The sequence below is a fragment of the Methylobacterium sp. FF17 genome, from assembly GCF_025813715.1.
GTDB lineage: Bacteria > Pseudomonadota > Alphaproteobacteria > Rhizobiales > Beijerinckiaceae > Methylobacterium > Methylobacterium flocculans.
The window spans coordinates 1,616,428-1,642,969 of record NZ_CP107532.1 but is presented as its reverse complement, the minus strand read 5'-3'; the positions used below and the strand labels follow the sequence as shown (position 1 = coordinate 1,642,969).

The 26,542-nt window shown below is 70.5% G+C and carries 24 protein-coding genes; 16 read left to right on the top strand and 8 right to left on the bottom strand.

From position 1 onward, the window contains the following. The first annotated feature begins 76 nt into the window (after positions 1-76). On the top strand, positions 77-1,162 hold the full coding sequence (locus OF380_RS07580; RefSeq protein ID WP_264050163.1) for a DNA adenine methylase: 1,086 nt from the start codon (positions 77-79) through the stop codon (positions 1,160-1,162). Positions 1,163-1,172: 10 nt separating this feature from the next. Beyond that, the gene (locus OF380_RS07575; RefSeq protein WP_264050162.1) at positions 1,173-2,012 is read left to right on the top strand and encodes a DpnII family type II restriction endonuclease; all 840 of its coding nucleotides are present in this window, start codon (positions 1,173-1,175) and stop codon (positions 2,010-2,012) included. 166 nt (positions 2,013-2,178) lie between these two features. On the opposite strand, the gene OF380_RS07570 is transcribed toward OF380_RS07575, so the two are convergent. Further along, positions 2,179-4,128: a potassium transporter Kup gene (locus OF380_RS07570; protein WP_264050161.1), complete on the bottom strand. Its 1,950-nt coding sequence runs from the start codon at positions 4,126-4,128 to the stop codon at positions 2,179-2,181. Positions 4,129-4,328: 200 nt separating this feature from the next. Beyond that, positions 4,329-5,636, bottom strand: a complete 1,308-nt coding sequence (gene ispG, locus OF380_RS07565) for a flavodoxin-dependent (E)-4-hydroxy-3-methylbut-2-enyl-diphosphate synthase (protein WP_264050160.1) — start codon at positions 5,634-5,636, stop codon at positions 4,329-4,331. 354 nt (positions 5,637-5,990) lie between these two features. Between ispG and OF380_RS07560 the strand changes: the two genes are divergently transcribed. The 4 genes from OF380_RS07560 to OF380_RS07545 all read left to right on the top strand — a co-directional run bounded on the left by OF380_RS07560 (position 5,991) and on the right by OF380_RS07545 (position 9,786). Next, positions 5,991-7,103: a patatin-like phospholipase family protein gene (locus OF380_RS07560; RefSeq protein WP_264050159.1), complete on the top strand. Its 1,113-nt coding sequence runs from the start codon at positions 5,991-5,993 to the stop codon at positions 7,101-7,103. 121 nt (positions 7,104-7,224) lie between these two features. Beyond that, positions 7,225-7,863 carry a sigma-70 family RNA polymerase sigma factor gene (locus OF380_RS07555; RefSeq protein ID WP_264050158.1) on the top strand — a complete coding sequence of 213 codons (639 nt, stop codon included), beginning with the start codon at positions 7,225-7,227 and terminating at the stop codon, positions 7,861-7,863. Between the two features lie 109 nt (positions 7,864-7,972). Beyond that, a complete protein-coding gene (locus OF380_RS07550; protein WP_264050157.1) occupies positions 7,973-8,764 on the top strand; it encodes an anti-sigma factor family protein in 792 nt (263 codons plus the stop codon). A gap of 158 nt (positions 8,765-8,922) precedes the next feature. After that, on the top strand, positions 8,923-9,786 hold the full coding sequence (locus tag OF380_RS07545) for an acid phosphatase (RefSeq protein WP_264050156.1): 864 nt from the start codon (positions 8,923-8,925) through the stop codon (positions 9,784-9,786). 276 nt (positions 9,787-10,062) lie between these two features. Here the strand turns inward: OF380_RS07545 and OF380_RS07540 are convergent, their stop codons facing one another. Next, the gene (locus tag OF380_RS07540; protein ID WP_264050155.1) at positions 10,063-10,818 is read right to left on the bottom strand and encodes a TerC family protein; all 756 of its coding nucleotides are present in this window, start codon (positions 10,816-10,818) and stop codon (positions 10,063-10,065) included. Between the two features lie 110 nt (positions 10,819-10,928). Beyond that, positions 10,929-11,864, bottom strand: coding sequence for a lipid kinase (locus OF380_RS07535; protein ID WP_264050154.1), 936 nt, complete (start codon positions 11,862-11,864; stop codon positions 10,929-10,931). 550 nt (positions 11,865-12,414) lie between these two features. Here OF380_RS07535 and OF380_RS07530 point away from each other — a divergent pair. From OF380_RS07530 to OF380_RS07510, 5 genes are all read left to right on the top strand, one after another. Then, positions 12,415-13,284 (top strand): hypothetical protein, encoded by an 870-nt coding sequence (locus OF380_RS07530; protein ID WP_264050153.1) that lies wholly within the window; start codon positions 12,415-12,417, stop codon positions 13,282-13,284. A gap of 46 nt (positions 13,285-13,330) precedes the next feature. Continuing rightward, positions 13,331-14,527 (top strand): thermonuclease family protein, encoded by a 1,197-nt coding sequence (locus OF380_RS07525; protein ID WP_264050152.1) that lies wholly within the window; start codon positions 13,331-13,333, stop codon positions 14,525-14,527. 210 nt (positions 14,528-14,737) lie between these two features. Next, the gene (locus OF380_RS07520) at positions 14,738-15,718 is read left to right on the top strand and encodes an SPFH domain-containing protein (protein WP_264050151.1); all 981 of its coding nucleotides are present in this window, start codon (positions 14,738-14,740) and stop codon (positions 15,716-15,718) included. Beyond that, a complete protein-coding gene (locus OF380_RS07515; protein ID WP_264050150.1) occupies positions 15,715-16,167 on the top strand; it encodes an NfeD family protein in 453 nt (150 codons plus the stop codon). The genes OF380_RS07520 and OF380_RS07515 overlap by 4 nt, the downstream gene beginning before the upstream one ends. A 58-nt stretch (positions 16,168-16,225) precedes the next feature. Next, a complete protein-coding gene (locus OF380_RS07510; RefSeq protein ID WP_264050149.1) occupies positions 16,226-16,765 on the top strand; it encodes a nucleoside/nucleotide kinase family protein in 540 nt (179 codons plus the stop codon). 65 nt (positions 16,766-16,830) lie between these two features. Here the strand turns inward: OF380_RS07510 and OF380_RS07505 are convergent, their stop codons facing one another. After that, on the bottom strand, positions 16,831-19,752 hold the full coding sequence (locus tag OF380_RS07505) for a phosphoenolpyruvate carboxylase (RefSeq protein ID WP_264050148.1): 2,922 nt from the start codon (positions 19,750-19,752) through the stop codon (positions 16,831-16,833). 235 nt (positions 19,753-19,987) lie between these two features. Between OF380_RS07505 and OF380_RS07500 the strand changes: the two genes are divergently transcribed. From OF380_RS07500 to OF380_RS07490, 3 genes are read left to right on the top strand one after another with little or no spacing between them, the layout of a single operon-like run. Further along, positions 19,988-20,284, top strand: coding sequence for a hypothetical protein (locus OF380_RS07500; protein ID WP_264050147.1), 297 nt, complete (start codon positions 19,988-19,990; stop codon positions 20,282-20,284). Next, the gene (locus OF380_RS07495) at positions 20,284-21,072 is read left to right on the top strand and encodes a hypothetical protein (protein WP_264050146.1); all 789 of its coding nucleotides are present in this window, start codon (positions 20,284-20,286) and stop codon (positions 21,070-21,072) included. Before OF380_RS07500 ends, OF380_RS07495 begins: the two co-directional genes overlap by 1 nt. Before the next feature lie 22 nt (positions 21,073-21,094). After that, complete coding sequence (locus tag OF380_RS07490; protein WP_264050145.1) at positions 21,095-21,565, top strand: cupin domain-containing protein; 471 nt, start codon at positions 21,095-21,097, stop codon at positions 21,563-21,565. A 167-nt stretch (positions 21,566-21,732) separates the two neighbouring features. On the opposite strand, the gene OF380_RS07485 is transcribed toward OF380_RS07490, so the two are convergent. After that, a complete protein-coding gene (locus tag OF380_RS07485) occupies positions 21,733-22,473 on the bottom strand; it encodes an SDR family NAD(P)-dependent oxidoreductase (RefSeq protein WP_264050144.1) in 741 nt (246 codons plus the stop codon). Positions 22,474-22,554: 81 nt separating this feature from the next. On the opposite strand from OF380_RS07485, the gene OF380_RS07480 reads away from it, so the two are divergent. After that, positions 22,555-23,226 carry a TetR/AcrR family transcriptional regulator gene (locus OF380_RS07480; RefSeq protein WP_264050143.1) on the top strand — a complete coding sequence of 224 codons (672 nt, stop codon included), beginning with the start codon at positions 22,555-22,557 and terminating at the stop codon, positions 23,224-23,226. Between the two features lie 66 nt (positions 23,227-23,292). Here OF380_RS07480 and yddG read toward each other — a convergent pair whose 3' ends face one another. After that, positions 23,293-24,183 (bottom strand): aromatic amino acid exporter YddG, encoded by an 891-nt coding sequence (yddG, locus tag OF380_RS07475; RefSeq protein WP_264050142.1) that lies wholly within the window; start codon positions 24,181-24,183, stop codon positions 23,293-23,295. Between the two features lie 159 nt (positions 24,184-24,342). Between yddG and OF380_RS07470 the strand changes: the two genes are divergently transcribed. Further along, complete coding sequence (locus tag OF380_RS07470; RefSeq protein WP_264050141.1) at positions 24,343-25,572, top strand: glycerophosphodiester phosphodiesterase family protein; 1,230 nt, start codon at positions 24,343-24,345, stop codon at positions 25,570-25,572. Positions 25,573-25,686: 114 nt separating this feature from the next. On the opposite strand, the gene phbB is transcribed toward OF380_RS07470, so the two are convergent. After that, a complete protein-coding gene (gene phbB / locus OF380_RS07465) occupies positions 25,687-26,415 on the bottom strand; it encodes an acetoacetyl-CoA reductase (RefSeq protein ID WP_264050140.1) in 729 nt (242 codons plus the stop codon). Positions 26,416-26,542: the final 127 nt, after the last annotated feature.

Genomic DNA, 26,542 nt, shown 5'->3' with positions numbered 1-26,542 from the left:
GCCGCGGGAGCGCATTAACGACATCCTGTCCGACAGGGTATTAGGGTGTCGGTTCGTTGCCGGATATGTGAGCCCCATGAACGTCGTCATCCCGGCTCCGAGGCGTGCCGCCCCTTCCGTCCGGACGGACGAGGCGCTTCCGGAGGCGGCCGCGCGGTTCCCCGAATGGCGCTACATGGGCTCGAAGAAGCGGCTGTTGCCGTGGATTCACGGGGTGCTCCAGGACCTCGATTTCGAGACCGCCCTCGATCCCTTCAGCGGCAGCGGCGCGGTCGGCTACCTGATGAAGACCATGGGACGTCGGGTGACCGCCACCGACTTCCTGAACGTCTCGGCCACCATCGCCAGTGCCCTGATCGAGAACGATTCGGCCGTGCTCGACGAGGCGGCGGTCGGGACGCTGGTCGCGGAGGCGCCCGGGGCGCCCGACTTCATCGCGCGAACCTTCACGGGCGTCTTCTACACCCCCGAGGACCTCGTCTTCCTCGATCGCGTCAGCGCGAACCTGGCACGGCTCGACGACGCTCACCAGCGCGCCCTCGCCACGGCGGCGCTCGCCCGCTCCTGCCTGAAGCGGCAGCCTCGGGGCGTATTCACCATCGCGGGGGATGTCTCCCATTACGACGACGGCCGGCGCGACCTCCGGCTGTCGATCGAAGAGCATTTCCACGAGCAGGTCGCGGTGATGAACAAGGCCGTCTTTTCGAACGGCCGCAAGAACAAGGCCTACAAGCGCGACGTCTTCGAGGGAGATCTGCGTGGCATCGATCTGGTCTACCTGGATCCGCCCTATGTTCCCCGCGCGGACGACAACTGCTACGTGAAGCGGTATCACTTTATCGAGGGGCTCTCGTGCTATTGGCGCGACCTCGAGATCATGGAGCGAACGAAGGTCAAGAAGTTCGCCAAGCGCTATACGCCCTTCAGCTATCGCTCTGAAGCGACCGAGGCGTTCGCGCGCATGTTCGAGCGGTTTCGCAAGCAGACGATCGTGCTGAGCTATTCCTCGAACGGCTATCCGGACCTGGATGTTCTCCTCGGCCTGATGCAGAAGCACAAACGCCGGGTGGAGACCTTCACGCGTCCCCACCGCTATCACTTCGGCACGCACGGGACGGTCAAGCGCGCGGTGGTCGAAGAATATCTGATCGTCGGGCGGTGAGAGGCTCCGGATGCGCGTCCTGAGGCAGACGGTCGGCGAACTCGTCGCGGCGCTGAGCCCGTTGCCGGTCGACTGGATGGACGAGCAGGCCGCCGACGCCATCGCGGCCCTCACCGCGCTGCCGGCCAAGGACGCTTACGCGCGGGCGGACGTCGCCGCGCTCCTCGATGCGGACTTCCAGACCGGCCTGCTCTGTTGCCGCCTGTTCCTAGCCCTGTCCAAGGACCAGTGCGAGGCCGCCCTGAGGGCCGCGCTCGGGCCGGGCGGGATCGGCGTGACCCGCTACGTCCGGGATGGCGAGAACTTCCTGGCCGCGCTGGAAGGGCTCGGCCTCCTCGATGCCATGAGCGTGGCGGTGAACCACCGGGCGGTCTGGAGCGATGTGCTGGTCGAGCGGCTGAGGTCCGGCCGCGGAAGCGCGATCTCGGGTCAGAAGAGAGGGCTCGGTCTCGAGAACGTCGTCGAAGCCGTGGTGCGGGAGGTGTTCGGCGAGGGCGGGTACGAGATGCGCGTCACCTTCACGGGCGTGTCCGGCCGGATCGCGAAATGCGACGTGGCCATCCCCGACAAAGGCGAGCCGCGCATTCTGATCGAGAGCAAGGCCTATGGCGCGACCGGCTCCAAGATGAGCGACGTCATCGGAGACCTGGACCATATCATCGAGGCCAAGAGACGCGACGCCGCCCTGCTCGTCGTCACCGACGGCATCACCTGGAAGGCCCGGCAATCGGACATGGCCCGCATCGTCGAGCGGCAGAACGACGGCCGGATCACGCGCGTCTACACCACCGAGATGCGCGGGCAGTTCCTCGACGATCTCCGGACGCTGAAGACCGAGTTCGGCCTGTAGGATCTGGCTTCCCCGGCCCTGGGTCGGGGCCGGTATCAGCCGTCTCCGAGGTCCGCCCCTCAGACCAAATCCGATTGATCCCTTCGGGATGACGGATTTGGGCTTCGCTCAGGCGCCGCGCGGGCTGATCCGATACGGCGTCCGCTTTGATCAAGCAGACGCCCCCTCAGACCGTCACCTGCGTGCCCACCTCCACGACCCGCCCGGTCGGGATCTGGAAGAAGTCCGTGGCGTCGTTGGCGTTCTTGGCGAGCGTGATGAAGATCCGGTCCTGCCAGAGCGGCATGCCCGAATGGGCGGCGGGGCGGATCGAGCGGCGCGACAGGAAGAACGAGGTCGCCATGATGTCGAACTTGAAGCCCTGTTTCCGCAGGAGGGTCAGGGTCTTGGGGATGTTCGGCGTCTCCATGTAGCCGAACTTCATCACCACCTTGTGGAAATGCGGGCCGATGGGCTCGATGCGGATGCGGTCGGCCTCGGCGGCGCGGGGGGTGTCCACCGTCTCCACGGTGAGCACCACGTTCTTCTCGTGCAGCACCTTGTTGTGCTTGAGGTTGTGCAGCAGGGCGGCGGGGGCGATGGTGGGGTCGCTCGTCAGGAACACCGCCGTGCCGCGTACGTGGTGGGGCGGGCTCTTCTCCAGCATGCCGACGAGTTCGATCAGCGGCACGTCGGTCTTGCGGGTCTTATTGATGAGGATGCCGACGCCGCGGACCCAGGTCCACATCATCACGACCAGGGCGCCCGCGAACAGCAGGGGCACGTAGCCGCCCTCGAACACCTTGAGCATGTTCGAGAGCAGGAACAGGAACTCGACCGCCGCGAAGGGCAGGATCGCGAGGCCGGCGGCCCAGGGCGACCACTTCCAGGTCTTCCACAGCACCAGGAAGGCGAGGCTCGCGGTGATCAGCATCGTGCCGGTGACGGCGATGCCGTAGGCCGAGGCGAGGGCGCCGGACGAGCGGAACAGCACCGCCAGGATCACCACGCCGACCAGGAGCAGCGCGTTGATCTGCGGCAGGTAGATCTGCCCCGAATGGGATTCCGAGGTGTGGCGGATCTCCAGGCGCGGCAGCAGGCCGAGCTGGATCGCTTGGCGCGACAGCGAGAAGGCCCCCGTGATCACGGCCTGGCTCGCCGTGACGGTGGCGGCGGTGGCGAGCAACACCATGGGCAGCAGGCCCCATTCGGGCACGAGCTGGAAGAACGGATCGGTGGTGTCGGGTTTCGACAGGACGAGGGCCGCCTGCCCGAAATAGTTCAGGACGAGGCAGGGGCCGGCGAGGCAGAGCCAGGCGATCTGGATCGGCCGGCGGCCGAAATGCCCGAGATCGGCGAACAGGGCCTCGGCGCCCGTCACCGCCAGGAAGACCGCGCCCAGCGCCACCAGGGCGCCGGTACCGTGCCCCAGGAGGTAATGGACGGCGTAATAGGGGTTCAGGGCCCAGAAGACGTCGGTGTTGGCGGCGATGTGGGGCAGGGCGGCGAGCGCCATCGCGCCGAACCAGGCCGCCATGATCGGCCCGAAGAAGGTCGCGACCTTCCCGGTGCCCCGGTTCTGGATCAGGAACAGCGGCACGATGATCGCGATGGTGATCGGCAGCACGTAGGATTCGAGGGCCGGCGTGACGAGCTTCAGGCCCTCCACGGCCGAGAGCACCGAGATCGCCGGGGTGATGATGGCGTCGCCGTAGAACAGCGAGGCGCCGACGAGCCCGAACATGAACACGATGCGCGAGCCGCCGAGCGCTGAGCGGGCGAGCGCCATCAGCGAGAGGATGCCGCCCTCGCCGTTGTTGTCCATCCGCATCAGGATGACGACGTACTTGATGGTGACGATGAGGACGAGGGCCCACAGGATCAGCGAGGCGACGCCGAGCACCTCCTCGCGCAGCAGGATGCCGTCGGCCCGGGCCGAGACCAGGGCCTCGCGGAAGGCGTAGAGGGGGCTCGTCCCGATATCGCCGTAGACGACGCCGATGGAGCCGAGAACCAGGGTCCACAGGCTCGCGGGCGCGTGGGCGCGGGCGGTCTCGCCCTGGCCCTCGACCGGCGGTGGCGCGCCGGCACCCTCGGATTTGGGGGGTTGCGCGCTCGAAGTGGCGGTTTGCGTCATTCGGCTCGATCGAGGCTCTTAGCGAGCCCAACGCCTCGCGGCGCGGTGTCAGACCGCGCGCGGGAACGCCGGGGCCGGTCCCGACGGTGTCGGGCGGCGGGGGACGGTTGCGTTCACGCTATCATGCGGCGCAGCATGCGAGAACGGCAACCCCGCCGGGGCCGCCGTTCCATCACAGGTGGTGCGCCGGTCGTCGCTGCTTATTCGGCGGCGGTGCGGGCACCCGAGCCGAAGCGACGCTCGATGTAGTCGGTCACCACGGTCTCGAAATCCTTGGCCAGCGTCGGCCCGCGCAGGGTCATGGCCTTCTTGCCGTCGATGAAGACCGGGGCGGTCGGGGTCTCACCCGTGCCGGGAAGGGAGATGCCGATATCGGCATGCTTCGATTCGCCGGGGCCGTTCACGATGCAGCCCATCACCGCGACATTGAGGCCCTCGACGCCGGGATAGGCCTTCTTCCACTCGGGCATCGAGTTGACGATCCAGTTCTGGATGTCGCGGGCGAGTTCCTGGAACGTGGTCGAGGTGGTGCGGCCGCAGCCCGGGCAGGCGGCGACGAGGGGCACGAAGGTCCGGAACCCCATGGTCTGGAGGAGTTCCTGGCTCGCCTTCACCTCGACGGTGCGGTCGCCGCCGGGCTCGGGGGTGAGCGAGTAGCGGATCGTGTCGCCGATGCCTTCCTGCAGCAGCACGCCGATGGCGGCCGATGCCGCCACCAGGCCCTTCGAACCCATGCCGGCTTCCGTGAGGCCGAGGTGGATGGCGAAGTCCGAGCGGCGCGCCACCTCGCGATAGACCGCGATGAGGTCCTGCACCGCCGAGACCTTGGCGGAGAGGATGATCCGGTCCTTCGGCAGGCCGAGTTCCACGGCGCGCTCGGCCGAGGTCAGGGCCGACTGCACCATGGCCTCGCGCATCACCGCGCGGGCATCGATGGGCCGGGGCGAGCGGGCGTTCTCGTCCATGAGGTGGGTGAGGAGCGCCTCGTCCAGCGAACCCCAGTTCGCCCCGATGCGCACGGTCTTCCCGTAGCGGACCGCCTGCTCGATGATGGTGGAGAACTGGGTGTCCTTCTTCTCCTTGAAGCCGACGTTGCCCGGGTTGATCCGGTACTTGGCCAGCGCCTCGGCGCAGGCCGGATGGTCGGAAAGGAGCTTGTGGCCGATGTAGTGGAAGTCGCCCACCAGCGGCACGTGCACGCCGATGCGGTCCAGGCGCTCGCGGATCTTGGGGACGGCGGCCGCCGCCTCGTCGCGGTCGACGGTGATGCGCACGAGCTCGGAGCCGGCGCGGGCGAGCTGGGCCACCTGCGCCACCGTGCCGTCGATGTCGGCGGTGTCGGTGTTGGTCATCGACTGGACGACGATCGGCGCGCCGCCGCCCACGGTCACGGCACCCTCGCCCGACCCGATGGTGACGCCGACGGTGCGGTGCCGGGGGCTCGGGCCTGCGATCTCGGGTCCGGTGCCGGCGATCGGGTTGACGGGAGTGGCGTCCATGATGTCCATCGTTGACCGTGCGCTCCGAGGAACGTCCATCGGCGACCGGATGCCAGCGCCCCGGCCGGTCCGGGCCGGGTGGCGGCGTTCCGATGCCGCAAACAATACGCCCTCGATCATTTAGCTGAGATGACGGCGGGCGGGCGTCAAGCCCGCTGCGTCACCGGACGGGCCGGAGGGCGCAGCGAGTGCCGGGATCGTATTCGGCTCCTCCCATGTCCCATCTCAGCCGCGATGTCGAGTTTCCGGGGGCCTCCGGGGGGCAGGGCTGCGCAGGGGGCAGGGAACCGCTGCATCTTCCCGCCTGTTTGTGGCCTTGCGGCACCATATATTGCGGTGCAGCATAGAGCCCAGGAGACCAGCATGCTCGATCCGGATCAGGAACCGCCGGTCGATTCCCTCATCGACGTTCCGGTCGAGCACGACCTGCCGATGCGCCCCTCCGCCAACACGCGCGTCATGGCGGGGCCGCGCGCGGAGAAGACGGTGGCGCTGGCCCTCCAGGGCGGCGGCGCGCACGGCGCCTTCACCTGGGGCGTCCTCGACGCGCTGATCGAGGACGGGCGCCTCGGCTTCGAGGCGATCACGGGGGCGAGTGCGGGCGCCATGAACGCCGTCGTGATGGTGGATGGCTGGCTGGAGGACGGTCCCGAGGGCGCGCGCCGGGCCCTCGGGCGGTTCTGGCGCGAGGTCAGCCTCGACGGCGACCTCTGGCCCTCGCAACGCAAGGCCCTGAGCGGCGTGTTCGAGTTCTGGGCGAACAATCCCGTGGTGGAGTTCTGGAGCCGGGCGTTCCGGACCAGCCCCTACGCGTCGAACCCGCTGAACTACAATCCCCTGCGCAAGGTCCTGGCCGCGCAGGTGGATTTCGAGCGCCTGCGCGCGGCCGACACGGCGGGCGTGTTCGTCTCCGCCACCAATGTGTGGACGGGCAAGCTCGCGGTGTTCGAGCGCGAGGCGCTCAACGTCGACCACCTCATGGCCTCGGCCTGCCTGCCCACCGTGTTCCAGGCGGTGGAGATCGACGGCGTGCCGTACTGGGATGGCGGCTACCTCGGCAACCCGCCCCTCTACCCGCTCTATCGCGGCGCCGAGACCCGCGACATCGTCCTCGTTCAGATCAACCCGGTGGAGCGCCGCGAGACGCCGCGCACCCCGCAGGAGATCCAGGACCGCCTCAACGAAATCACCTTCAACGCCAACCTCATGCGCGAATTGCGCGCCATCGACTTCGTCGATCACCTCATCGAGGAGGGGGTGCTGGGACGGGGCGAATACAAGTCGCAATACGTCCACCGGATCGACGGGACCGGCGCCCTCGACGACTACCAGGCCTCCTCGCGCCTCGACGCCCGCTGGCGGGTGTTCGAGCGCCTGCGCGACAAGGGGCGCGGCGCCGCCCGGGCCTGGCTCGCGGACAACTATGAGGGGATCGGCCGCGCCTGTACCCTCGACCTCGAAGCGACCTATCGTTGAGGGAGGCCACCGACCGCTGATCCGGCAGGGTCCGACGACATGACCCAAAGGCATGACCCGACGGACGGGTCCGCCGCCCCGGCGGCGGATTAAACCATGCGGGTGAAGCGTTGATGTTCCTATGACGACAGAACCCAGCCGGCCCGGCCCCACCTCCATCGTCGACCTGCTCGTGCCGCTGCGGCGCTACGCCCGCGCGCTGACCCGCGACACCCTCCGAGCCGACGACCTCGTCCACGACGCCCTGGTGCGGGCCCTCGAGTCGGGGCAGGCGGCACGGCCGAACACCAACCTGCGCACCTGGATGATGACGGTCCTGCACAACGTCTTCATCGACGAGCAGCGCCGCAAGCGGGTCGAGGCCCGCCACGCCGACACGCTGGTCCAGATGAGCGACGAGGTGACGCCGCCCTCGCAGGAGGCGCAGGTCCGCCTCGGCCAGATCCGCCGCGCCTTCCTTACCCTGCCGGAGGAGCAGCGCGCCGCCCTTCACCTCGTGACTCTCGAGGGCATGGCCTACGCGGATGCGGCGGCCGTGCTCGGCATTCCCATCGGCACGCTGATGTCGCGCCTCGGCCGGGGCCGCGCCGCGTTGCGGGCCTTCGAGGAGGGCGAGCGCACCCCCGAGCGACCGGGCGGCAGCGTCGCCGAGCGCCGCCAGCGCCTCGCCACCGAGCGTCCCCGCCTGCGTCTCGTGGCGCAGGACGACGCCGAAAGCGCGTTTCCGTCACGGCCCGGCCGGGCCGTCGGCGACACCTGATTTTCATGACCCCGGGGAGGATCGGCGCCGAGGGGCCGGTCTCTCCCGAAGCGTGGCCGGGACTCCTTGTCCGGGGACGCGCACCCTGTATTCGACCGGAGCCGACGCCATGGAACCGACCGCGATGATCGACCCGATCACCGAGAACGACCTCACCGCCTACGTGGACGGGCAGCTCGACGGGCTGCGCCGCCTCGATGTCGAAGCCTACCTCGCGCGCAATCCCGAGACCGCCGCGCTGATCATGGCCGATCTGCACGATCGCGACGCCCTGTGTCAGGCCTTCGCCGCCCTGCCGGGCGCCGGCCCCGAGCGCAACCGGGCCGCCGCCCGGCGTCTCGACCGCACCCTGGCCTGGCGCCGGTTCGGCGACCGCCTGCGCCGCGCCGCCGTCATCGCCCTGCTGGTCGGGACGGGATGGCTCGCACATTCGGACGGTCCCTTCTTCGGCGTGCCCGACACCTTCGCCTCGCCCGTCGACCCCGCCCTGGTGGCCGATGCCCGCCACGCCCGCGAGGCGGCGCAGGTGCGCTTCCGGATCGCCTCGCAGCGTGCCCTGGCGGGCTCCTACGATCGCGACGGAATCCGGGCGGCCACCGGCATCGCCCTGCCAGACCTGCCGGCGGAGTGGACCGTGCGTGACGTGCAGATCGTGCCCGCCCGCACCGGAACGGGTGTCGAGGTGATGATCGATGCCGGCACGCTCGGCGAGGTCTCGCTCTTCGCCACGCGCGGGCCCGACGCCAACGTGGCGCCGAGCGTGATCGCGAGCCCCGGCGACGGGGAGACCGCCTACTGGACCGCCGCCCGCACGGCCTACGCGCTCAGCGGCGGCCGCGATCAGGTCGGACTCACGAACGCGGCGCGCCGTCTCGCGGGGCACGAGGCCGAGAAGCTCTGACACGAGGCGCCGGGTCGGCACCGGATCGAGGGGATGGTTCAGGCAAGTGCGAGGTCGGAACGGGCGGCGTTCAGGTTAGGAATGCCATATGCCTGTTGCATGGGAACCCTAATCTCCCGAGACACTTGCTCTTTGTCACTTCTGATCCCGAGACGCCGATGGCCCGCCTGCCCTTCGTCCTGACCCTCCTCGCCGCCGCCGCGCCTCTGCTGGCCTTGCCCTCGGCGGCACAGGCCCAGGACGCGCCGCAGAAACCGGCCTCCGCCCCCTCCGTGGGCACGGCGCCCCTGACGCCGGACAAGCCCGCGCGCGCGCCCTACCTCACCGACGCGCAGGCCCCCGATACCGTGGCGATCCTCGCAGCCCCGCCGCGTGGGCACTCGGCCTCCGAGGCTGCCGACAAGGCCGCCTTCAACGCCACCCGATCGCTCAAGGGCAGCCCCCGCTGGGCGCTGGCCACCACGGACGTGGCGGACGGGGCCTCGGCGATCCTCGATGATTTCGCCTGCGTGATCGGTCAGCGCATCGACCAGTCCCGGGCGCCGGCGCTGATGACGCTGCTGGAGCGCACGCGCCTCGACATCGCCCGGGCGACCCGCGCGCCGAAGCTGCATTACCGCCGCCTGCGTCCCTTCGTGGGCAACGAGGCGGAGATCTGCGTGATCCGCACCTCGGAACTCAGCAACGCCTTCAGCTTCCCCTCCAGCCACGCGACCCAGGCCTGGACCTACGCTTCGATCATGGCCACGCTGATGCCCGAGAAGGCGACGCAGTTCTTCGTCCGAGCCCGCTCCTATGGCGAGAGCCGCGTCGTCTGCGGCCTCCACTGGCTGAGCGACATCGAGGCCGGGCGCACCACGGCGAGCGCGGTCTACGCCACCCTCCAGGGCGATCCGGGATTTCGAAGCGATCTGGAGAAGGCCCGCACCGAACTCGGCAAGCTGATCTCCGCCGGCGGTGCGCAGCCCGACCGCGCCGTCTGCGCACGCGAGGAGGCCGCGGCCCGCGAGCCGATCCTGTAGGTTCCGGTTTCCGTCAACCGGTGGACGGGGGCGCCCCCGTCCTCAAGGCAGGAGCGCACCATCCCACTCTGTGGCTCGGGGTTTCCGCGCGTCCGATGAAGCGCTGGCTGTTCCCGCTCGCCGAACGAGGGGGTTTGGGTTGTCGCGCCGGTTGCCGAACTCGGCGTTGGGAGCAGCTCGAACCGACATGCCGTCCCCGTAACCTGCGAAAGCTCAAGGTGCGGCCGGTCTCCCAGCCGCACCCCGGTTTTCCCGTGAAACATTAACCACGTCGTTTCACGGTTTGGTCATCGTCCCAGACTGGGCTCGCTTGCGCCGACGAGCCACCATGTTCAGCCCCTCGACGCCCGCCGAGAAGGCCATGGCGGTGTAGATGTAGCCCTTCGGCACATGCGCCCCGAAGCCCTCCGCGATCAGCGTCATGCCGATCATGATGAGAAAGCCGAGCGCCAGCATCACCACGGTCGGGTTGGCGGCGATGAAGCGCGAGAGCGGGTCGGCGGCCAGCAGCATCACGGAGACCGCCGCGATCACGGCGATGACCATGATCGGCACGTGTTCCGTCATGCCCACCGCGGTGATGATGCTGTCGATGGAGAACACGAGGTCGAGGACGAGGATCTGACCGATCGCCGCGGCGAAGCCGAGGCTGACCTTGCCGCTCCCCGGAACCGTGTCCTGCGGGTCGGGGTCGACGCTGTGGTGGATCTCCTTGGTGGCCTTCCACAGCAGGAAGAGGCCACCGGCGATGAGGATGAGGTCGCGCCAGGAGAAGCCCTTGCCGAAGACCTCGAAGACCGGCTGCGTCAGGGCGACGATGTACGCGATGGTGGCGAGCAGCCCGAGGCGCAGGACGAGGGCGAGGCCGATGCCGATGCGGCGGGCCTTCTGCTGGTGCTCGGGCGGCAGCTTGTTGGTGAGGATCGAGATGAAGATGAGGTTGTCGATGCCGAGCACGACCTCCATCACCACCAGGGTGGCGAGGGCCACCCAGGCTGTCGGGTCGCTAGCGAGTTGAATCAGGCTGTCCACGTGGGCCTCGTTCGAGAAATCGGGACCCGCGCCCCGCGCGTTCGGCGGCGTGCACAGGTCCGGGAGGGATCAGGAGGAGGTGCCGCCCCGAGGGGGGCGGCGCTGGGTGCTCAGGCTGCCGGCGCCTGAACGCCGGCCGCGACGCCGGGTCGATCGCCGGGGGCGGGGCTGAAGATCCGCACCGCCTTGGGCAGCACCTTGAAGTGCGCCGGGGTGTAGGTGGAGAGTTCCCCATCGGTGTTCACCGGGCGCGGCTTCTTCGTCTTCACAACGATCTCGGTGGTGCTGAAGGCCCGCACATCCGCCGCCTTGCCCTGGGTGCCCCGGCGCAGGGCCGGCAGCAGCATCAGCAGGCGCCACCAGTGGGCAACCTCCAGGCTGTAGAAATCGAGCTTGCCGTCATCGACCGTGGCGGTCTCCTCCACCGTCATGCCGCCGCCGTAGTGCCGTCCGTTGCCCACCGAGACCTGGATGGTGCGCACCGTCTCGGTCTGCCCGTCATGCTCGATATAGACGGTGAAGGGCCGCATCCGCCGCAGCACCCGGATCGCCGCGATGCCGTAGCCGAGGGTGCCCCAGGTCTTCTTCGATTCGGCGGTGAGGTCGCCGGCCAGATCCGCCGAGAAGCCGATGCTGGCGACGTTGAAGTAGAAGTGTCCGTTGACGCAGCCGAGGTCGGCGGGCCGCGCCTCCTCGGTGGTGATGAGGCGGGCGGCCTCGACCGGGTCCACGGGCAGGCCCAGCGAGCGGGCGAGGTCGTTGGCGGTGCCGAGCGGCAGGATGCCGAGGGGCAGGCCCGTCTCGACGAGGGCGGGCGCCGCCGCGTTCAGGGTGCCGTCGCCCCCACCCAGGATGACGAGGTCGCATCCCTCGGCGTGGCGCTTGATCACGGCGGTGCAGTCGGCCTCGCCCTTCGGCTCGAAGGGCTCGATGCCGCCCTGGCGCAAGACGTCGCGGACCTCATCCAGGGAGAAGCTCCCGTTCCGGGCGTTCGGGTTGACGAGGAGCAGCGCCTTGCGCGGCCCCTGCTGGGACGAGGCGCTCATCGTGGTGCCCCGGACGGAGCCGGGCGGAGCGGGATGCAAGGGGAAACCATGGGGTCGTAGCCCTCCGGTGCGTTCGCGCCGCGTCAGCGCAAAGGCAAGGAAGGGTCCGACATCACGGTCAACGCCTCGACCGCCAGAGGGGCCCGGACCCGAAGCACAAGGTGGGCTCAGGCTTGGCAATGACAAGGGCTTCGCGTGAGACAAGGGCCGGGCTTCGCGTGAGACAAGGGCCGGGCTTCGCGTGAGACAAGGGCCGGGCTTCGCGTGAGACAAGGGCCGGGCTTCGCGTGAGACAAGGGCCGGGCTTCGCGCGAGACAAGGGCCGGGCTTCGCCTCGGACGAGAGCCGGGCCGCGTATGCCGAGACGCGTGCGGCCGCGTGGGCGAGGCCATACGGGCCACACCGCCCGCTATTCCCGCTGCCATCCACATCCGCGCGCCTTCGGCACGGATTCAGGGAAACTTAGCGGGCCCAGGCGACGTTTCCCTCGGTCGTTCGGTCCGACATCCCGCCTTCTCCGCAACCACGGCCGCGACCCCGGTGATGTGCCATGCGCCACGGCTCGACCTTCGACGGTGTCCGCCTCCTGTGCTCGACCGCCCTGGTCGCAGCGGCGCTGATGGCGGGTGCGGCGCAGGCTCAGACCCGCCCGGGCTGGGTCGATCCTCCGGCCCGCCAGCCGGGCCAGGCCGAGTCGCCGGCATCCGCACGGCCCACCGTGGAAGCACCGGCCGCCGAGGCTCCGGCCGCTGGCAATCCGGCTCCCCCGAAGTCGCTCGCGGAGACGCCGCCGGCCACGCCCGAGCGCCCCTCGCCGGCCGCGCACCGCCGGCGCACGGCCGAGCCGGTCCGCGAGACCCGTCGCGCCGCCCCGCGCGAGGAGGCCGCCTCCGAGCGCCTGCGGGTCCGCCCGCGCATCGCGCGGACGCCCGCGATGCTGGCCCCGCCGTCCGCCGCTCCGAGCGAGGCACGCTTTCAAGAATGGGCGATCGCCTCCGAGCGCCTGACGGACCAGTACCTCGACAGCGTCTCGGGTTCGGGCGAGGCCATGGTGGCGGCGACGCCCCGCTTCTACGCCGAGCGGGTCCAGTTCCACGGACGCACGCTCTCGCTGGCCGCCCTCGTCGCCGAGAAGCGCCGCTTCGTCCGGCGCTGGCCGGAGCGGCGCTACGAGGCCCAGGGCGGCGCCACCCGCACCGCCTGCAACGCGGCCACCGCCACCTGCATCGTCCGCACGACGTTCGATTTCCGGGCCGACAACCCGGCCCATGGCGCCCGCTCGCAGGGTGTCTCCGAACTCAGCCTCACCATCAGCTTCGCCGGTCCCCGTCCGCTCATCGTCTCCGAATCGAGCCGCGTCCTGCGCCGCTATGGCGCCGGGCCGCTGAGCGCTATAGCGGGTGGCCGACGCGGCGCCTGAAAGCCCGCCCCCCGCGCCTCGCGTCCTGTCCGGAGTAGCCTGCGTCTTGGATGAACGGAATCCACCCCCGCCCGCCGAGGCGCGACGGGCCGCGCCGACACCGGACCAGGAAGCCCTCCGCGCGCGCGTCGCCGAGGAAGTCGGGCGCCAGGGCGTCTACCCCGTCGCTCAACGGACGCTCGCCCTGTTGGCGGAGGCGGCACTCGTCCCCACCCCGGGGGAACCAGGTTACCGCGTGGTCGACCGGGCGGGATCTCTGCGCTTCGTGACCGGAGCCGAGGGCGGACCGGTGCCGATGGACCTCGCGGCCCTGTTCGCCGAACTGCGCGCGCGGCACCCCGCCCTGTTCCTGCCGCCGCCTCCCGAGCCGGAGCCGGTGCCCGAGCCACCGCCCGAACCGACCGAGGATTTCCGGGCCGCCACCGCCCGCTTCGTCGGGGCGCAGTCGGTCCTGGCCCGCTCCCTGGTGTCACGCACGACCGAGCGCGGACGCGCCTTCGCCGCCACGATCTCCGAGCGCGCGGCCGCCCTGCGCCCGCGCCCGGCCGCCACCGAGCCGGCTCCGGGGGACGGGGCGGGACCGTCCCGGGGCGTCCCCGGCCGCCTGCGCGAAGGCGCGCGCGGCGCCACCGGCTACGCCCGGGGCCGGATCGCCGACACCGTGTCCCGCCTGCGCGAGGTCACCCGCGACCGCAACACCCTGCGCGACGCCATCTCCCGCCCCGCCGTGACGCTGGGGCTCGGAGCCGTGGCCCTCGTCGCCCTGCTGGCGATCCTCACCGGTCGGAGCGGCAACGAGGAGGAGCCGGCGCCGGCCGAGACCCGAAGCCAGGCCCAGGCTCAGCCGCCCGCCGCGACAGCCCCGCCGAGCGCGCCGGACATGAGCCCGGCGCCCCCCGATGAGAGCCCGCCCAAGCCCGCCCGGGCCAACGAGATCAGCGGACCCGTGGAGGTCATCGACACCGCCACCCTGCGGGTGGGCGGCAAGCTCGTGCGCTTGTTCGGGGTGGAGTGGGTGCGCGGCGGACAGGCCGACGAACTCACCCGGTATCTCTCCGGGCGCAACGTCACCTGCCAGCCCGTCGCGGGCAGCGAGGCCCGGCTCTGCTCGGTGGACGGGCGGGACCTGTCGGAGGTGGTGCTGTTCAACGGCGGCGGCCGCGCCTCGCCGGAGGCGACACCCGACCTCGTCGCGGCCGAGGACCGCGCGCGCGCCGAGCGCCTCGGCGTCTGGGCGCGCTGAGGTCGAAGGACCGCTCGGACGAAATTCCTCGACAGGACTCGCGTCGACAGGACTCGCGTCGACAGGACTCGCGTCGACAGGACTCGCGTCGACAGGACTCGCGTCGACAGGACTCGCGTCGACAGGACTCGCGTCGACAGGACTTGCACCGACAGGACTTGCATCACCCCATTCCGCCGGTCTCAATGCCGCGGGATGTCGGGGGCAGGCATGGACTTTTCCGCAGGTGTGAGCATCGCAGCAGTGGTGCTGGTGGTGCTCGTGGTGGTGACGCTGGGCATCGGCATCAACATCGTGCCCCAGGGCCACGTCTACACCGTGGAGCGGTTCGGCAAGTACCATCGCAGCCTGGAGTCCGGGCTGGGGCTGATCGCGCCCTATATCGAGCGCATCGGCCGGCGCGTGAACGTGATGGAGCAGGTCATCGACGTGCCGAGCCAGGAGGCCTTCACCCGCGACAATGCCGGGGTGCGGATCGACGCGGTGGTGTTCTATCAGGTGCTCGATGCGGCCCGCGCCTCCTACGAGGTCTCGAATCTCGAGGTCGCGGTGATGACCCTGACCATGACGAACATCCGCACCGTGGTCGGCTCCATGGATCTCGACCAGCTCCTCTCACACCGCGACGAGATCAACGAGCGCCTGCTGCGGGTGATGGATGCGGCGGCCTCGCCCTGGGGCGTGAAGATGACCCGCATCGAGATCAAGGACATCGTGCCCCCCGCCGATCTCGCCGGTGCGATGGCCCGGCAGATGAAGGCCGAGCGCGAGAAGCGTGCCTCGGTCCTGGAGGCGGAAGGCCACCGGCAGGCGGAGATCCTGCGCGCGGAAGGGCGCAAGCAATCGGCCATCCTGGAGGCCGAGGGGCGCAAGGAAGCCGCCTTCCGCGATGCGGAGGCCCGCGAGCGCGGGGCGGAGGCCGAGGCGCAGGCGACCCGGCTCGTCAGCGAGGCCATCGCCCAGGGCGACCTCGCGGCGGCGAATTTCCTGGTCGCCGAGAAGTACGTGGAGGCGATCAAGGCCATCGCCACGGCGCCGAACCAGCGCGTGGTGGTGGTGCCGATCGAGGCGGCCGCGCTCGCCGGTACGCTCGGCGGCATCGCCGAGATCACCCGCAGCGTCTTCGGCGAAGGGGCCCAGGCCCGCAAGAGTGGCGGCCTGCCGCCGAATGTCGGCGGAGGCACCCGGTGATCGCGTCGTTCGTCGAGGCGATCGGCCCCGCCTGGACCTGGGTCCTGATCGGCCTCGTGCTGATGGGAACCGAACTCGTCGCCTCGGGGGTGTTCCTGCTCTGGCTCGGCCTCGCCGCGCTGTTCACGGGGCTCCAACTCCTCCTCGTGCCGATGCCCTGGCAGGGACAGGTCCTGCTGTTCGGCGGCCTGTCGGTCGCCTTCGCGGTGGTGGCGAGCCGCCGGACCCGGGCGGCGAACACCCTGAACCAGGGCGCTCAGGGGCTGGTGGGTCGCGACTACCCCCTCTCGGCCCCCATCGTGGCCGGCGAGGGTCACATCCGCGTCAACGACACGGTCTGGCGCGTCACCGGACCGGATGCGCCGCTGGGCGCGCGGGTGCGGGTGACGGGGGTGGAGGGCACGCTGCTCACCGTGGTGATGTCTGAGAGGCCCCCGACGCCGGCCTGAACGACCGCATCGCCCGCCAGATCATCTCCAACGCCAACCGCTTGCGAGGAGGACCCCGTTGGCCGTCGATGCACACGAGACGTGGTGGCCGTCGACCGGGCGGGCCGGGCCGCACCATGCGGAGCCGCCGCCCGACCCGCGCGTGATCGATCCCGTCAAGGCGGCCCAGCTGCGCGACCTGTTCGGGCAGAGCGGCTGGTCCGGGGAAGGCGCTGACCTGGCGATCTTGCGCGCCCTGTTCTGCGCCCGGATCAAGGACCGCACGATCGGCGTGCCCTGCTGGGACGACGTCCAGGATTATGACCGGGCGCACCGCCCGGTCGGACCGAAGCGGTTCTACGTGTCGACGAGCTTCATCCATTGCCGGCGCTACACCGAATCGATCGATGACGCCGTGCGGCTCATCGGGAGCGTGCTGCCGGCGGCCGGATATCGCATCACCGCCCAGTTGGGCGCCCCTCCCAGCGCTTGGCTCATGTGGAACGACGTGACGGGGCGGAGCCACACCGTCCGGTCCATCCCACTCGCGCTGCTCGCGGCCCTGTTCGCCGAACTGGCCGCGCGGCCCGAGGCGGCGGTCACGCGCCGCGAGCCCTGAAACCGCGCCGCGAGCCTTAAAACCGCGCCGCGAGCCCTGAAAACCGTGCCGCGAAGCCCCGAGCCCTACCCGAACGCCCCGACCTCGTGCTGGATCATGCCCGAGATCTCGCGCACGCGCTGGAAGCTGCGCCGGATCGGCTCGAACAGCGTCCGGTGCTCGGCCTCGTAGGTGCCGACGTCGCGCGGGCCTGCGGGCTCGCCGAAGTTCAGGCCGAGCGTCGGGTCCGGCGTGATGGGGAAGATGTCCTCCAGCAGCGTGAGGCAGCCGTCGATGTCGAGGCGCAGGAAGCGCTCGATCAGGGCCTCGCGGCTCACCCCCGATTGCGGGCGGAAGCCCGGGATGTGCACGGCCAGGAACCAGATCCGGTGGATCAGGGCGAGGCGGATCGCGTGCAGCAGGGTCAGGCGCACCGACATCCGCCCGAGGTCTGGGGCGGCCGCCTGCAGGCTCAGCCAGTCGCAGGTGAGGCGGCCGAACAGGTGGCGGAGATCGGGTGCGAGCCGCAGGCGGTCGAGGGCGTTGGCGATGACCACGAGTTCGTCGCGCCGGCCGTCGCGCTGCGTGCGCCGGGCCCGCTCCAGCCACACCGCCGGGTCGAGGGTGTCGATATAGGCCCGCAGCACGTCGAGGTCGCTGACGGCGGCGGCGTGCTGGGCGAGGCGGAAGGAGCGGGAGAAGCGCACGGAATCCCGGCGCATGTCCCGGAACAGGTCCGGCGCCCGCCCGGCGGCGCGGCCCACGCCGTGCAGCGAGTTCGCGAGGAAGCCGAGCTGCTGCAGGATCGCGTTGTTGGGGATCGCCCGCATCTGGCGCGGATGGGTGATCATGCTGGGGCCGCCGCCATCGGTCTGGCGGGCCACGGGGCGCGAGCCGGTGCGGTCGAGGAGGCTCGGGCCGAAGGTGCCGAGCAGGGCGGCGTAGCCCGGGTCGTCCACCAGGGATTCCATGTCCTGGCGCACCACCGTGAAGAACTCGGCGGCGAAATCGGGCTCGGCGTAGATCGGGTCGTCGGCCTCGTCGGCCCCGCTCGCCGGATCGGACAGGACGTAGTCGGCAAATGAATCGTCGTCGGCGACGTCGAGGGCGAAGACGTGCTCGGCGATGCGCTCCACCGTCGCCTGCGCCAGCGGCAGGGTGCCGAACATCAGGTAGCCGTCCGAGCCCTGGAAGCTCGATTCGAGCCGGACCCGAAGGCCCGCCGCCCGGTTGCGGCGGCGTGCATCCTCGGGAGCGAGGTAGGCGAGGCGGTCGCGCAGGGAGGTCGGGTGCGCGCCCCGGCCGATGGATTCGCCGTGGGTGTCGAAGATCGCGAGTTCGACCCCGGTCAGGTCGTTCTGCACCATGAGTTCGGTGATGCGCAGGCGCAGGCGCTCGATCCAGAAGCTCGCGGCGAGCTGGCCGACATAGCGCCCGGAATCCGAGTAGCCGAACTGCACCGTCAGGCGGCCGATGCGCTTGAGGTAGGCGCGCCAGTGCGGGTTGCGCAGGGCATCGTCGAGGACGCGTACGCCCTGTTCGAGGGCGCTCGCGGTCTCGAACAGGGGCGTGATCTCGACCTTGTCGCTGATCCCGTAATGCCGCGCCAGCCAGAGGGCGGCGAGCAGGGTGTAGCCGGTCTCGGTCTCGGCGATGAGAAAGCGCACGGGATGCGTGCCGTCCACGTGCTTGAGGATCTGGGTGATCGTCATCATCAGCCGGGCGGCCGAGGCGCGCTCGGCGGCGAGCGCTCCGAAATCCACGTCCACCGCCTGCACGTCGTTGAGGAGGGCGTGGATGGTGGCGAGGTGCGAGCGGCGCTGCGCGGCGTCGGTGGGCTCCCCCTCGAGGTCGGTCACGCGGCGCACCGCGTTGTGGATCTGGCTGGCGTTGAGCCGGAAATGCGGCAGGGCGTTCGAGAGGCCGTGGGTGGCGATGCCCGAGCGCAGCAGCGCCACCCCGCGCCGGTCCGCGTCCGTCTCGAGCCCCCCGAGGGCGCCGGCGAGCCCGGCCAGGATCGCGCTGGAATCGGTCTGCGCGCGCTCGCGCTCGATGATGAGGGCCAGGGCGAAGCGGTGCACCGCCTCCAGGGACGGCTTGGTGCCGAGGCGGGGCGCCACCGCGAGCTGGCGGTTCACCGCGGCGAGCGCGTTGCCCGTCAGGTCGCGCACCACCTGCGTGGCGGGCACCTGGGGCAACTCGCGCATCACCCGGTCGAGCTGCATCCGCTTCGATTCGAGGCGGTAGCGCAGGGTGTCCCACCAGCCGATATCGGTGCGCCCGTCGGTGTCGCAGCCGACCCAGCTCGCGATGGCGAAGGGCTTGGGCACCAGTTCGGTCCAGCGGTCGGGCCAGCGCGCGCGGGCGGCATCGAGCAGGGCGGCATTGAAGGCATCGAGCGCCGTGCGGCCGTGATTGGCTGCGACGCAGGCCTGGTCGAACTCGTCGTCGAGGCTGATCTTCGGGTCGGGCCGGGTGGAGAGGCCGGCGGCCCGCGCGATCAGCGGCTCGCGGGCGGCGCCCTCCGCCGTGCTCGCGGCCTCGGCGATCAGGGCGGCGACGGCGCGCGGCATGCCGAAGGTCGGATGCGCCGTGAACACCACCGCGAAGCCCGTGCGGCCCACGAGATCGCGAAACGTCTCGAAATCGCCCTGGCGCTCCGGAACCGCGGCGACGAGGCGGGCCGCCATCCGGGTGTCGGGCGCCGCCTTCGCGTCCCGGTCGAGCCCCACATAGGCGCGCAGGCGCTCGGCGCGGGTGGCCAGGGACTGCGCGCGCAGGCGGGGGAACAGGGCATCGAGGTCGTCCTCGCCGATCTCCCCCCGGTCGAAGCGCCGGGTGATCGCCAGCGTCACCGCGAGGACGGGGTTGCGGAACGGGTCCTCCGCCGCCTGCTCGCGGGATTCCTCGATGAGGCGCAGGAGGTCCTGTTCCAGCCCCGCCGCCCCGCCGGGCCGGCGATCCGCATCCGAAGAGGCATCGGCTGGCGTGAGGTCATGCAGGCGCATGGATCGACCTTGAAGTTCGTGGGCGGAAGGCGGATGGCCGTGTGATACCCGACGGGGACGACGTTTGGGCGTCAGCGCCGCGCGTGTCCCACCGCCGTCGTCGCGCCGGTCCGGCACACCTGCTTCTGACATCCGCCGACGAAGACGCAAGGACCGTTCCGGGTTATCCGCCGGTGCGGTCCCTCCGCCGGGGAGGATGCAACGCGGCCCGTCCTGGGCTAACGCTGGGCGCGGCATGGAAACCATTCTGATCCTGAGCGCCGTGGGGGCTCTCCTGTTCTGCGGCCTCCTCGTCGCCTCGGTGCTGGCGCGGGGGCAGCGGCCCGAGCTGCGCATGTCGCGCGAGACGGATCTCATCGACGAGGCCGACGACGAGGAGGCCCTGATCCGCAGCGTGCAGCCGCCGCAGGCCAGCCCCATCGACCGGTCGGCGCCGATCCTCGAGATCCAGCCCGCAACCATCCCGGAGCCCCGGCGCCTGCCCCGTGGGCACGCCCCCGACGGCCGGAACCCCGACGAGGAGACGCGCTGATGGTGCGCCTGCGCACGCGCCTGTGGTCCATCCTGATTCCGGCTGCCCTGCTGCTCCCGACCGCGTCTGGCTTCGGCCAGACCTCCGAGCCGGCCCCGGAACCGCCCCCGGCCGAGGCGCCCGCCGCCGCCCCGCCCAAGAAGCGCCCCCCGCCGCCGCGCAAGCCGAAGCCGAAGCCGGCGCCCGCGGCGGAGGCGGCGCCCGTGCCCCCGGCCCCCGCTCCGGCGGCCGTCCCCCCCGCCCCGGCCCCCGCGCCGATGCCGGCCGCCAACCTGCCGGGCCTGACGGTGCAGTGCGAGGCCCGGGCCGCGCTCTACGAGGGGCCGAAGGATTTCACGCTCTGGGTCACGCGCACGGGCCTCATCGTCGTCGAGAACCCGCTGCGCCCGCTCACCCCGGAGACGACGCGGGTGCTCCAGGTCGTCATCGCCGGCAAGGCTGCCACCGCCTACGGGCCGGACCTGTACGCCCTGCGCCGGGGCGGCAGCCCGGGCGGCCTCGAGGCGATGCTCGGCGCGCCGATCCGCTGGGACGGCACGCCGACCGCCCTGCCGGACACCCTCAACATCGTTTCCGAGACGGGCCAGAGCCTGGCCCAGCTCGGGTTCCGGGAATGCGGCGAGGCGCCGGCCGTGAAAGCCCCGCCGGTCGCCGCCAAGGACAAGGCGAAGTCCAAGGAGCGGGCCAAGGAGCGGACCAAGGCCCGCGCCGGGGCCGCCCCGGGCACCCGGGATTCCAGCGTCAGGACACCGCCGGGCCTCAACCTGCCGCAGGGGGCCATCGAGTGACGCGGTGCAAGGGAGTTTGCCGATGAGTGCCGGATTCGCGGGGGCCGGATTCCAGGGACAGGGCCCGAGTGCCGCCGAGGTGATCGCGCGCCTGGGGCTGGCGCCGCACCCGGAGGGCGGCCATTACCGCGAGACGTTTCGCGATCCCCGGACCGTGGACGGGCGCTCGGTGGGCAGCGCGATCTACTACCTGCTCGACCTCGGCGAGGTCTCCGAATGGCACCGGGTGGATGCCGCCGAGATCTGGCACTGGCACGCGGGCGCGCCCCTGGTTCTCACCGTCAGTCCAAACGGCCACGACGCGAGCGCGGCCTATCTCGGCCCCGACCTGATGCGGGGACAGCAGCCGCAGATCGTCGTCCCGGCCGGCCATTGGCAGACCGCCACCAGCCTGGGCGCCTGGACCCTGGTGGGCTGCACGGTCTCACCCGCCTTCGACTTCGCCGGCTTCGAGATGGCCCCGCCGGACTGGCGCCCGACGCCGCGGGTCTAGCGGCCGCGATCCGACGCCGGGTGCCGGCTGGTTTCGACTCATACGAGCCGTACAGAGAATTGCCGGGACATTCCGAAAGCGGCCGTTGTTGGCAGGTTGGTGGTCGATGAGGTGGAGCGATCGACACCGACGGCACTCCACCTCAGGATTACGCCGAAATCCCGCTCTTACGTCGTCTGTCCACCGTCCACATTCAGGATGGCCCCGGTGACATGTCGGGCTGAAGGACTCGCCAGGAAGGTGACGGCGGCGGCGACGTCCTCTGGCGTTCCATACCGGCCGAGCGGACTGAGGCTACGCTGAAAGTCGGAGAACTCGCCGTTTGCCGGGTTCATGTCTGTATCGGTGGATCCGGGTTGGACCAGATTGACCGTGATGTCGCGCGATCCAAGTTCGCGCGCGAGGCCGCGCGTGAAGGAGTGCAGGGCGGATTTCGTCATGAAGTAGATCGCACCCGTGTCGCCGACGATGCGTTCGGCACCCGCGGAGCCGATCGTCACGATGCGCCCACCTGCGGGGAGATGAGGAATGGCGGCCTGCGCCGCGAGTAGGGGCCCCCGCACGTTGACGTCGAACAGGGCATCGATCGTCTCGACGCTGACATCCGCGAACGTCGAGTAGAGAGCGATCCCAGCATTGTTGACGAGAATGTCCAAGCCTCCCAGCGCCTGGACAGCTTCCGCCACCGCCCGTTTGACCGCCGAAGGATCTGCAAAATCCGCTTGAATGGCAGCCGCCCTGCGGCCCTTGCTTTCGATCGATTTGACGACTTCCGCGGCACGGTCTGCCGAACGCTCGTAGGTGATCGCCACGTCTGCGCCCTTCTCGGCGAGCGCGACCGCAATGGCAGCGCCTATCCCGCGCGAGGCACCCGTGACGAGGGCGCGCTTCCCAACCAGTTCCTGCATCGCTGAACCTTTCTGTATCGTTCGACACATAAATGGCTAGGCATGTTGGCGATTGGGGTCAAGCGTTTTATATAACGAACGATGCAAAAACCGGATCAGAAACCAGCGACCCCCGGAGCACAACAGGTACGAGGTCGCGGACGCCCTCGTGCGTTCGACCGTGAGGCGGCGTTGACCCAGGCGACGCGTCTGTTCTGGTGCAAGGGCTACGAAGCAACGTCCATCACCGAACTCACGGAGGCGATGGGGATCGGATCGCCGAGCCTCTACGCCGCCTTTGGTTCGAAGGAAGCGCTCTATGCCGAGGCGCTAAGCCACTACGTCCACACCTACGAGGCGCTCGTATGGGGTCGGTTCCGGACGGCGAGGACGGCCCGCGAGGCTGTCGAGGCTTTTCTGAAGGACTCCGCCACGGCCTTGACGGGGTCGGTCACCGACATTCCGCGCGGCTGCATGGTGACGCTGTCCTCGGTCGGTAATGAGGGCCACGCCGAACTCGGGGATCTCGTGCGCTCGGCACGCGCCGGTACGCTTGAGAGCCTGCAGGCGTGCCTGGAGAGGGCTATGGGTGCGGGCGAGCTCCCGGCCTCCACCAACGTTCGCGCTCTTTCCCGCTTCGTGCAGACCGTTCAGAACGGCATGTCGATCCTGGCCCGTGATGGCGCGAGCCGGGAAGAGTTGGACGCGGTCGCCGATATCGCGATGGCTGGCTGGGACGCCCGAATTGCCAAATCTATGGTCGACGACGTCTGATCTACTGGCCTCTTCCCGGAAGCGGAGCGGCAAAAATCCACCCCTCACGGATGTCCGGCCCCAGCATCAAGCCCCGGGTTTCGGCCGCGAGGGCGTCCCGGCGCGCGAGGCGCGGACCGCCACTCCGGCGCCGAGGACGATGAGCACGCAGGCGAGGCCGAGGGCCGGGCTGGGGCGGGCATGGCCCGTCGCCACCAGGGTCAGGGTCGAGAGGACGGGGGCGGCATAGGCGGCGACCCCGAGGAGCCGCAGGTCGCCCCGCTTCACGCCGATGTCCCAGAGGTAGAAGGCGGCGCCCACCGGGCCGAGGCCGAGGGCGAGGATCGCGCCCCATTGCACGGCGCCCTCCGGCCACAGGGTCGCCTCGAAGGCGCGGTGGCAGGCGAGGCTCAGGGCGGCGGTGACGAGGCAGAAGCCCGCCACCGCATCGGTCGGCACCGCGCCGACCCGGGCCGAGAGGACGGAATAGCCCGACCAGACGAAGGCGGCGGCCAGGGCCGCGAGGTAGCCGGGCAGCGCCCCGGGCTGCAGGTCGAGCCCGCTGCGCCCGGCAAACAGGGCGGCCACCCCCGCCAGGCCGAGGGCCGCGCCGCCGAGATGCCCGGCGCGCAGGCCGGCGGCCCCCGGAAGCTGCGCCGACAGGAGCACGATGAGCAGCGGCCAGAGATAGTTGATGAGGCCGGCCTCGGCCGGCGGTGCGAGGCGGAGCGCCGCGAAGTAGAGGGCGTGATAGCCGAACAGGCCGCCGACCCCGAGGAGCCAGACCGGCCAGGGCTGGCGCAGGGCCCGCAATCCCGCCGGCCGCGCGATCCAGCTGGCGCAGCCGACCAGCCCCCCGATGGCGAAGGTCATCGCGGCGAGCTGGAACGGCGGCACCGCGCCGGAGAGGGCAGTGAGCAGCGCCAGCAGCGACCACAGCAGGATCGCGCCGAAGCCGAGCAGGGTCGCGCGGGACATGGGGGACCGGAGCGGGGGGAGGGGGGAGAGAGGGGAAGGCCCGCCTATGTCCCATGCGCGGGCCTCCGGTTGCAACGGAGCCCTTGGCCTTCACGGGCCGGTCATGCGGCGGCGCTAACCCTCGACCGGGAATGCGAGACGGTCGGGAGGATCAGGCCCATGCGTGCGATCATCGTGGCGGCCGCCCTCCTGACCGGGCTGTGCGCGGCGCCCCTTCGGGCCGGCGAGGCCGCGCAGATCGGGCCGCGCCCGTTCTACCTCGTGGACAGCCTGAAGCCCGGCCCCCTGAAGGACCGGCTCCAGGCCTGCGGCACCGACCGGGCCTACACGGCGCGCCGGTTCTCGATCGCGCACCGGGGCGCGCCCCTGCAGTTTCCCGAGCACACGCGGGAGGGCGTGCTCGCAGCCGCCCGCATGGGGGCCGGGGTGATCGAGTGCGACGTCGCCTTCACGCGGGACCGGCAGCTCGTCTGCCGGCACGCCCAGTGCGACCTCCACACCACCACCGACATCCTGGCCCGGCCCGACCTTGCGGCCAAATGCACCCAGGATTTCCAGCCGGCCGACCCCGCCACGGGGCGCAAGGCCAGCGCGCGCTGCTGCACCAGCGACCTGACGCGCGCCGAGTTCGAGACCCTGAACGGCAAGATGGATGCCGGCGACCCGGACGCCACCACGCGGGCCGCCTACATGAACGCGACGCCGCGCTGGCGCACGGACCTCTACGCCACCACCGGCACCCTGATGACGCATGACGCGTATATCGCCCTGGTGAAGTCCCTGGGCCGCCGGTTCACGCCCGAACTCAAGGCGCCCGAGGTGGCCATGCCCTTCGCGGGCTACACCCAGGACCAGTACGCCCAGGCGATGATCGACGCCTACAAGCAGGCGGGGATCCCGGCCTCCGAGGTGCGGCCGCAGAGCTTCCAGCTCCGGGACATCCTGTACTGGCTGAAGGCGGAGCCGGAGTTCGGCCGGCAGGCGCTCTGGCTCGACAACCGCGACGAGACCGACCCGGGCTTCGACCCGGAGAAGCCCGGGAGCTGGACGCCGGGCATGGCGGAGTTGTCGGCGCTCGGCCTGCGCACCCTGGCGCCGCCACTCTGGATGCTGGTCCGGGTCGGGGCGAACGGGACGATCGAGCCCTCGGCCTATGCGCGCGCGGCGCGGGCCGCCGGCCTCGACCTCGTGGCCTGGTCGCTGGAGCGCTCGGGGCCGCTGAAGACTGGGGGCGGATATTACTACAAGTCGATCCGGCCGCTGATCGATCGGGACGGCGACGTGCTCACCCTCCTCGACGTGCTGTACCGGGATGTCGGCGTGGCGGGCGTGTTCTCGGACTGGCCCGCGACCACGACGTTCTACGCCAATTGCATGGCGATCGAATGACGGATGGGGATCGACTGACGGACGGGGATCGACTGGGTCGGGCGCCGGTCGACCGGACCGGAGAGCGGCGCATCGGTCCGCGCGGCCCCCGGACGGGGCCGCGCGGGCATCGGATCAGGCGATGTACTGGGCGCCGTTGATCGTCAGGGTCGAGCCGGTGATGAAGCCCGAATCCTCGGCCGCGAGGTACTCCACCGCGCGGGCGATCTCCTCGGCCTCGCCGAGGCGGCCGACCGGGATCGTGGAGATGATCTTGTTGCGCACGTCCTCCGGCACCGCCATGACCATGTCGGTGGCGATGTAGCCCGGCGCGATCACGTTGACGGTGATGCCCTTCGAGGCGCTCTCCTGGGCGAGCGCCTTGGCGAAGCCGATCACGCCGGCCTTGGCGGCCGAGTAGTTGGTCTGGCCGATCTGGCCCTTCTGGCCGTTGATCGACGAGATCAGGATGATGCGGCCGAAGCCCCGGTTGCGCATGCCCTCGATGACGGGGCGCGTGACCGTGAAGGCCGAGTCGAGGTTGGTCTTGATGACCGCCTGCCACTTCTCGAAGCTCATCTTGTGGAACAGGCCGTCGCGGGTGATGCCGGCGTTGTTGACCAGCACGTCGACGGGACCGACCTCGGCCTCCACGGCCTTGATGCCGGCCTCGCAGGCGGCGTAGTCGCCCACATCGAACTTGAAGACCGGGATGCCGGTCTCGGCCTTGAAGGCGCTGGCGGCCTCGTCGTTGCCGCCGTAATTGGCCGCGACCTTGTAGCCCTTGGCCTTGAGGCCCTGCGAGATGGCGGCGCCGATGCCGCGGGTGCCGCCGGTGACGAGTGCGACGCGTTCCTGAGCCATGATTTCCTCCGAAAGTCTGGTTTCTTGTGATTGTTGTGGGTCGCGCGGCTTTAGGGGCGTCCCCGCCTCCGCGCGACCGATTTAAATTTGCGGCGCCCTCAACAATTCATGGAGCGCCGCTCAAGTC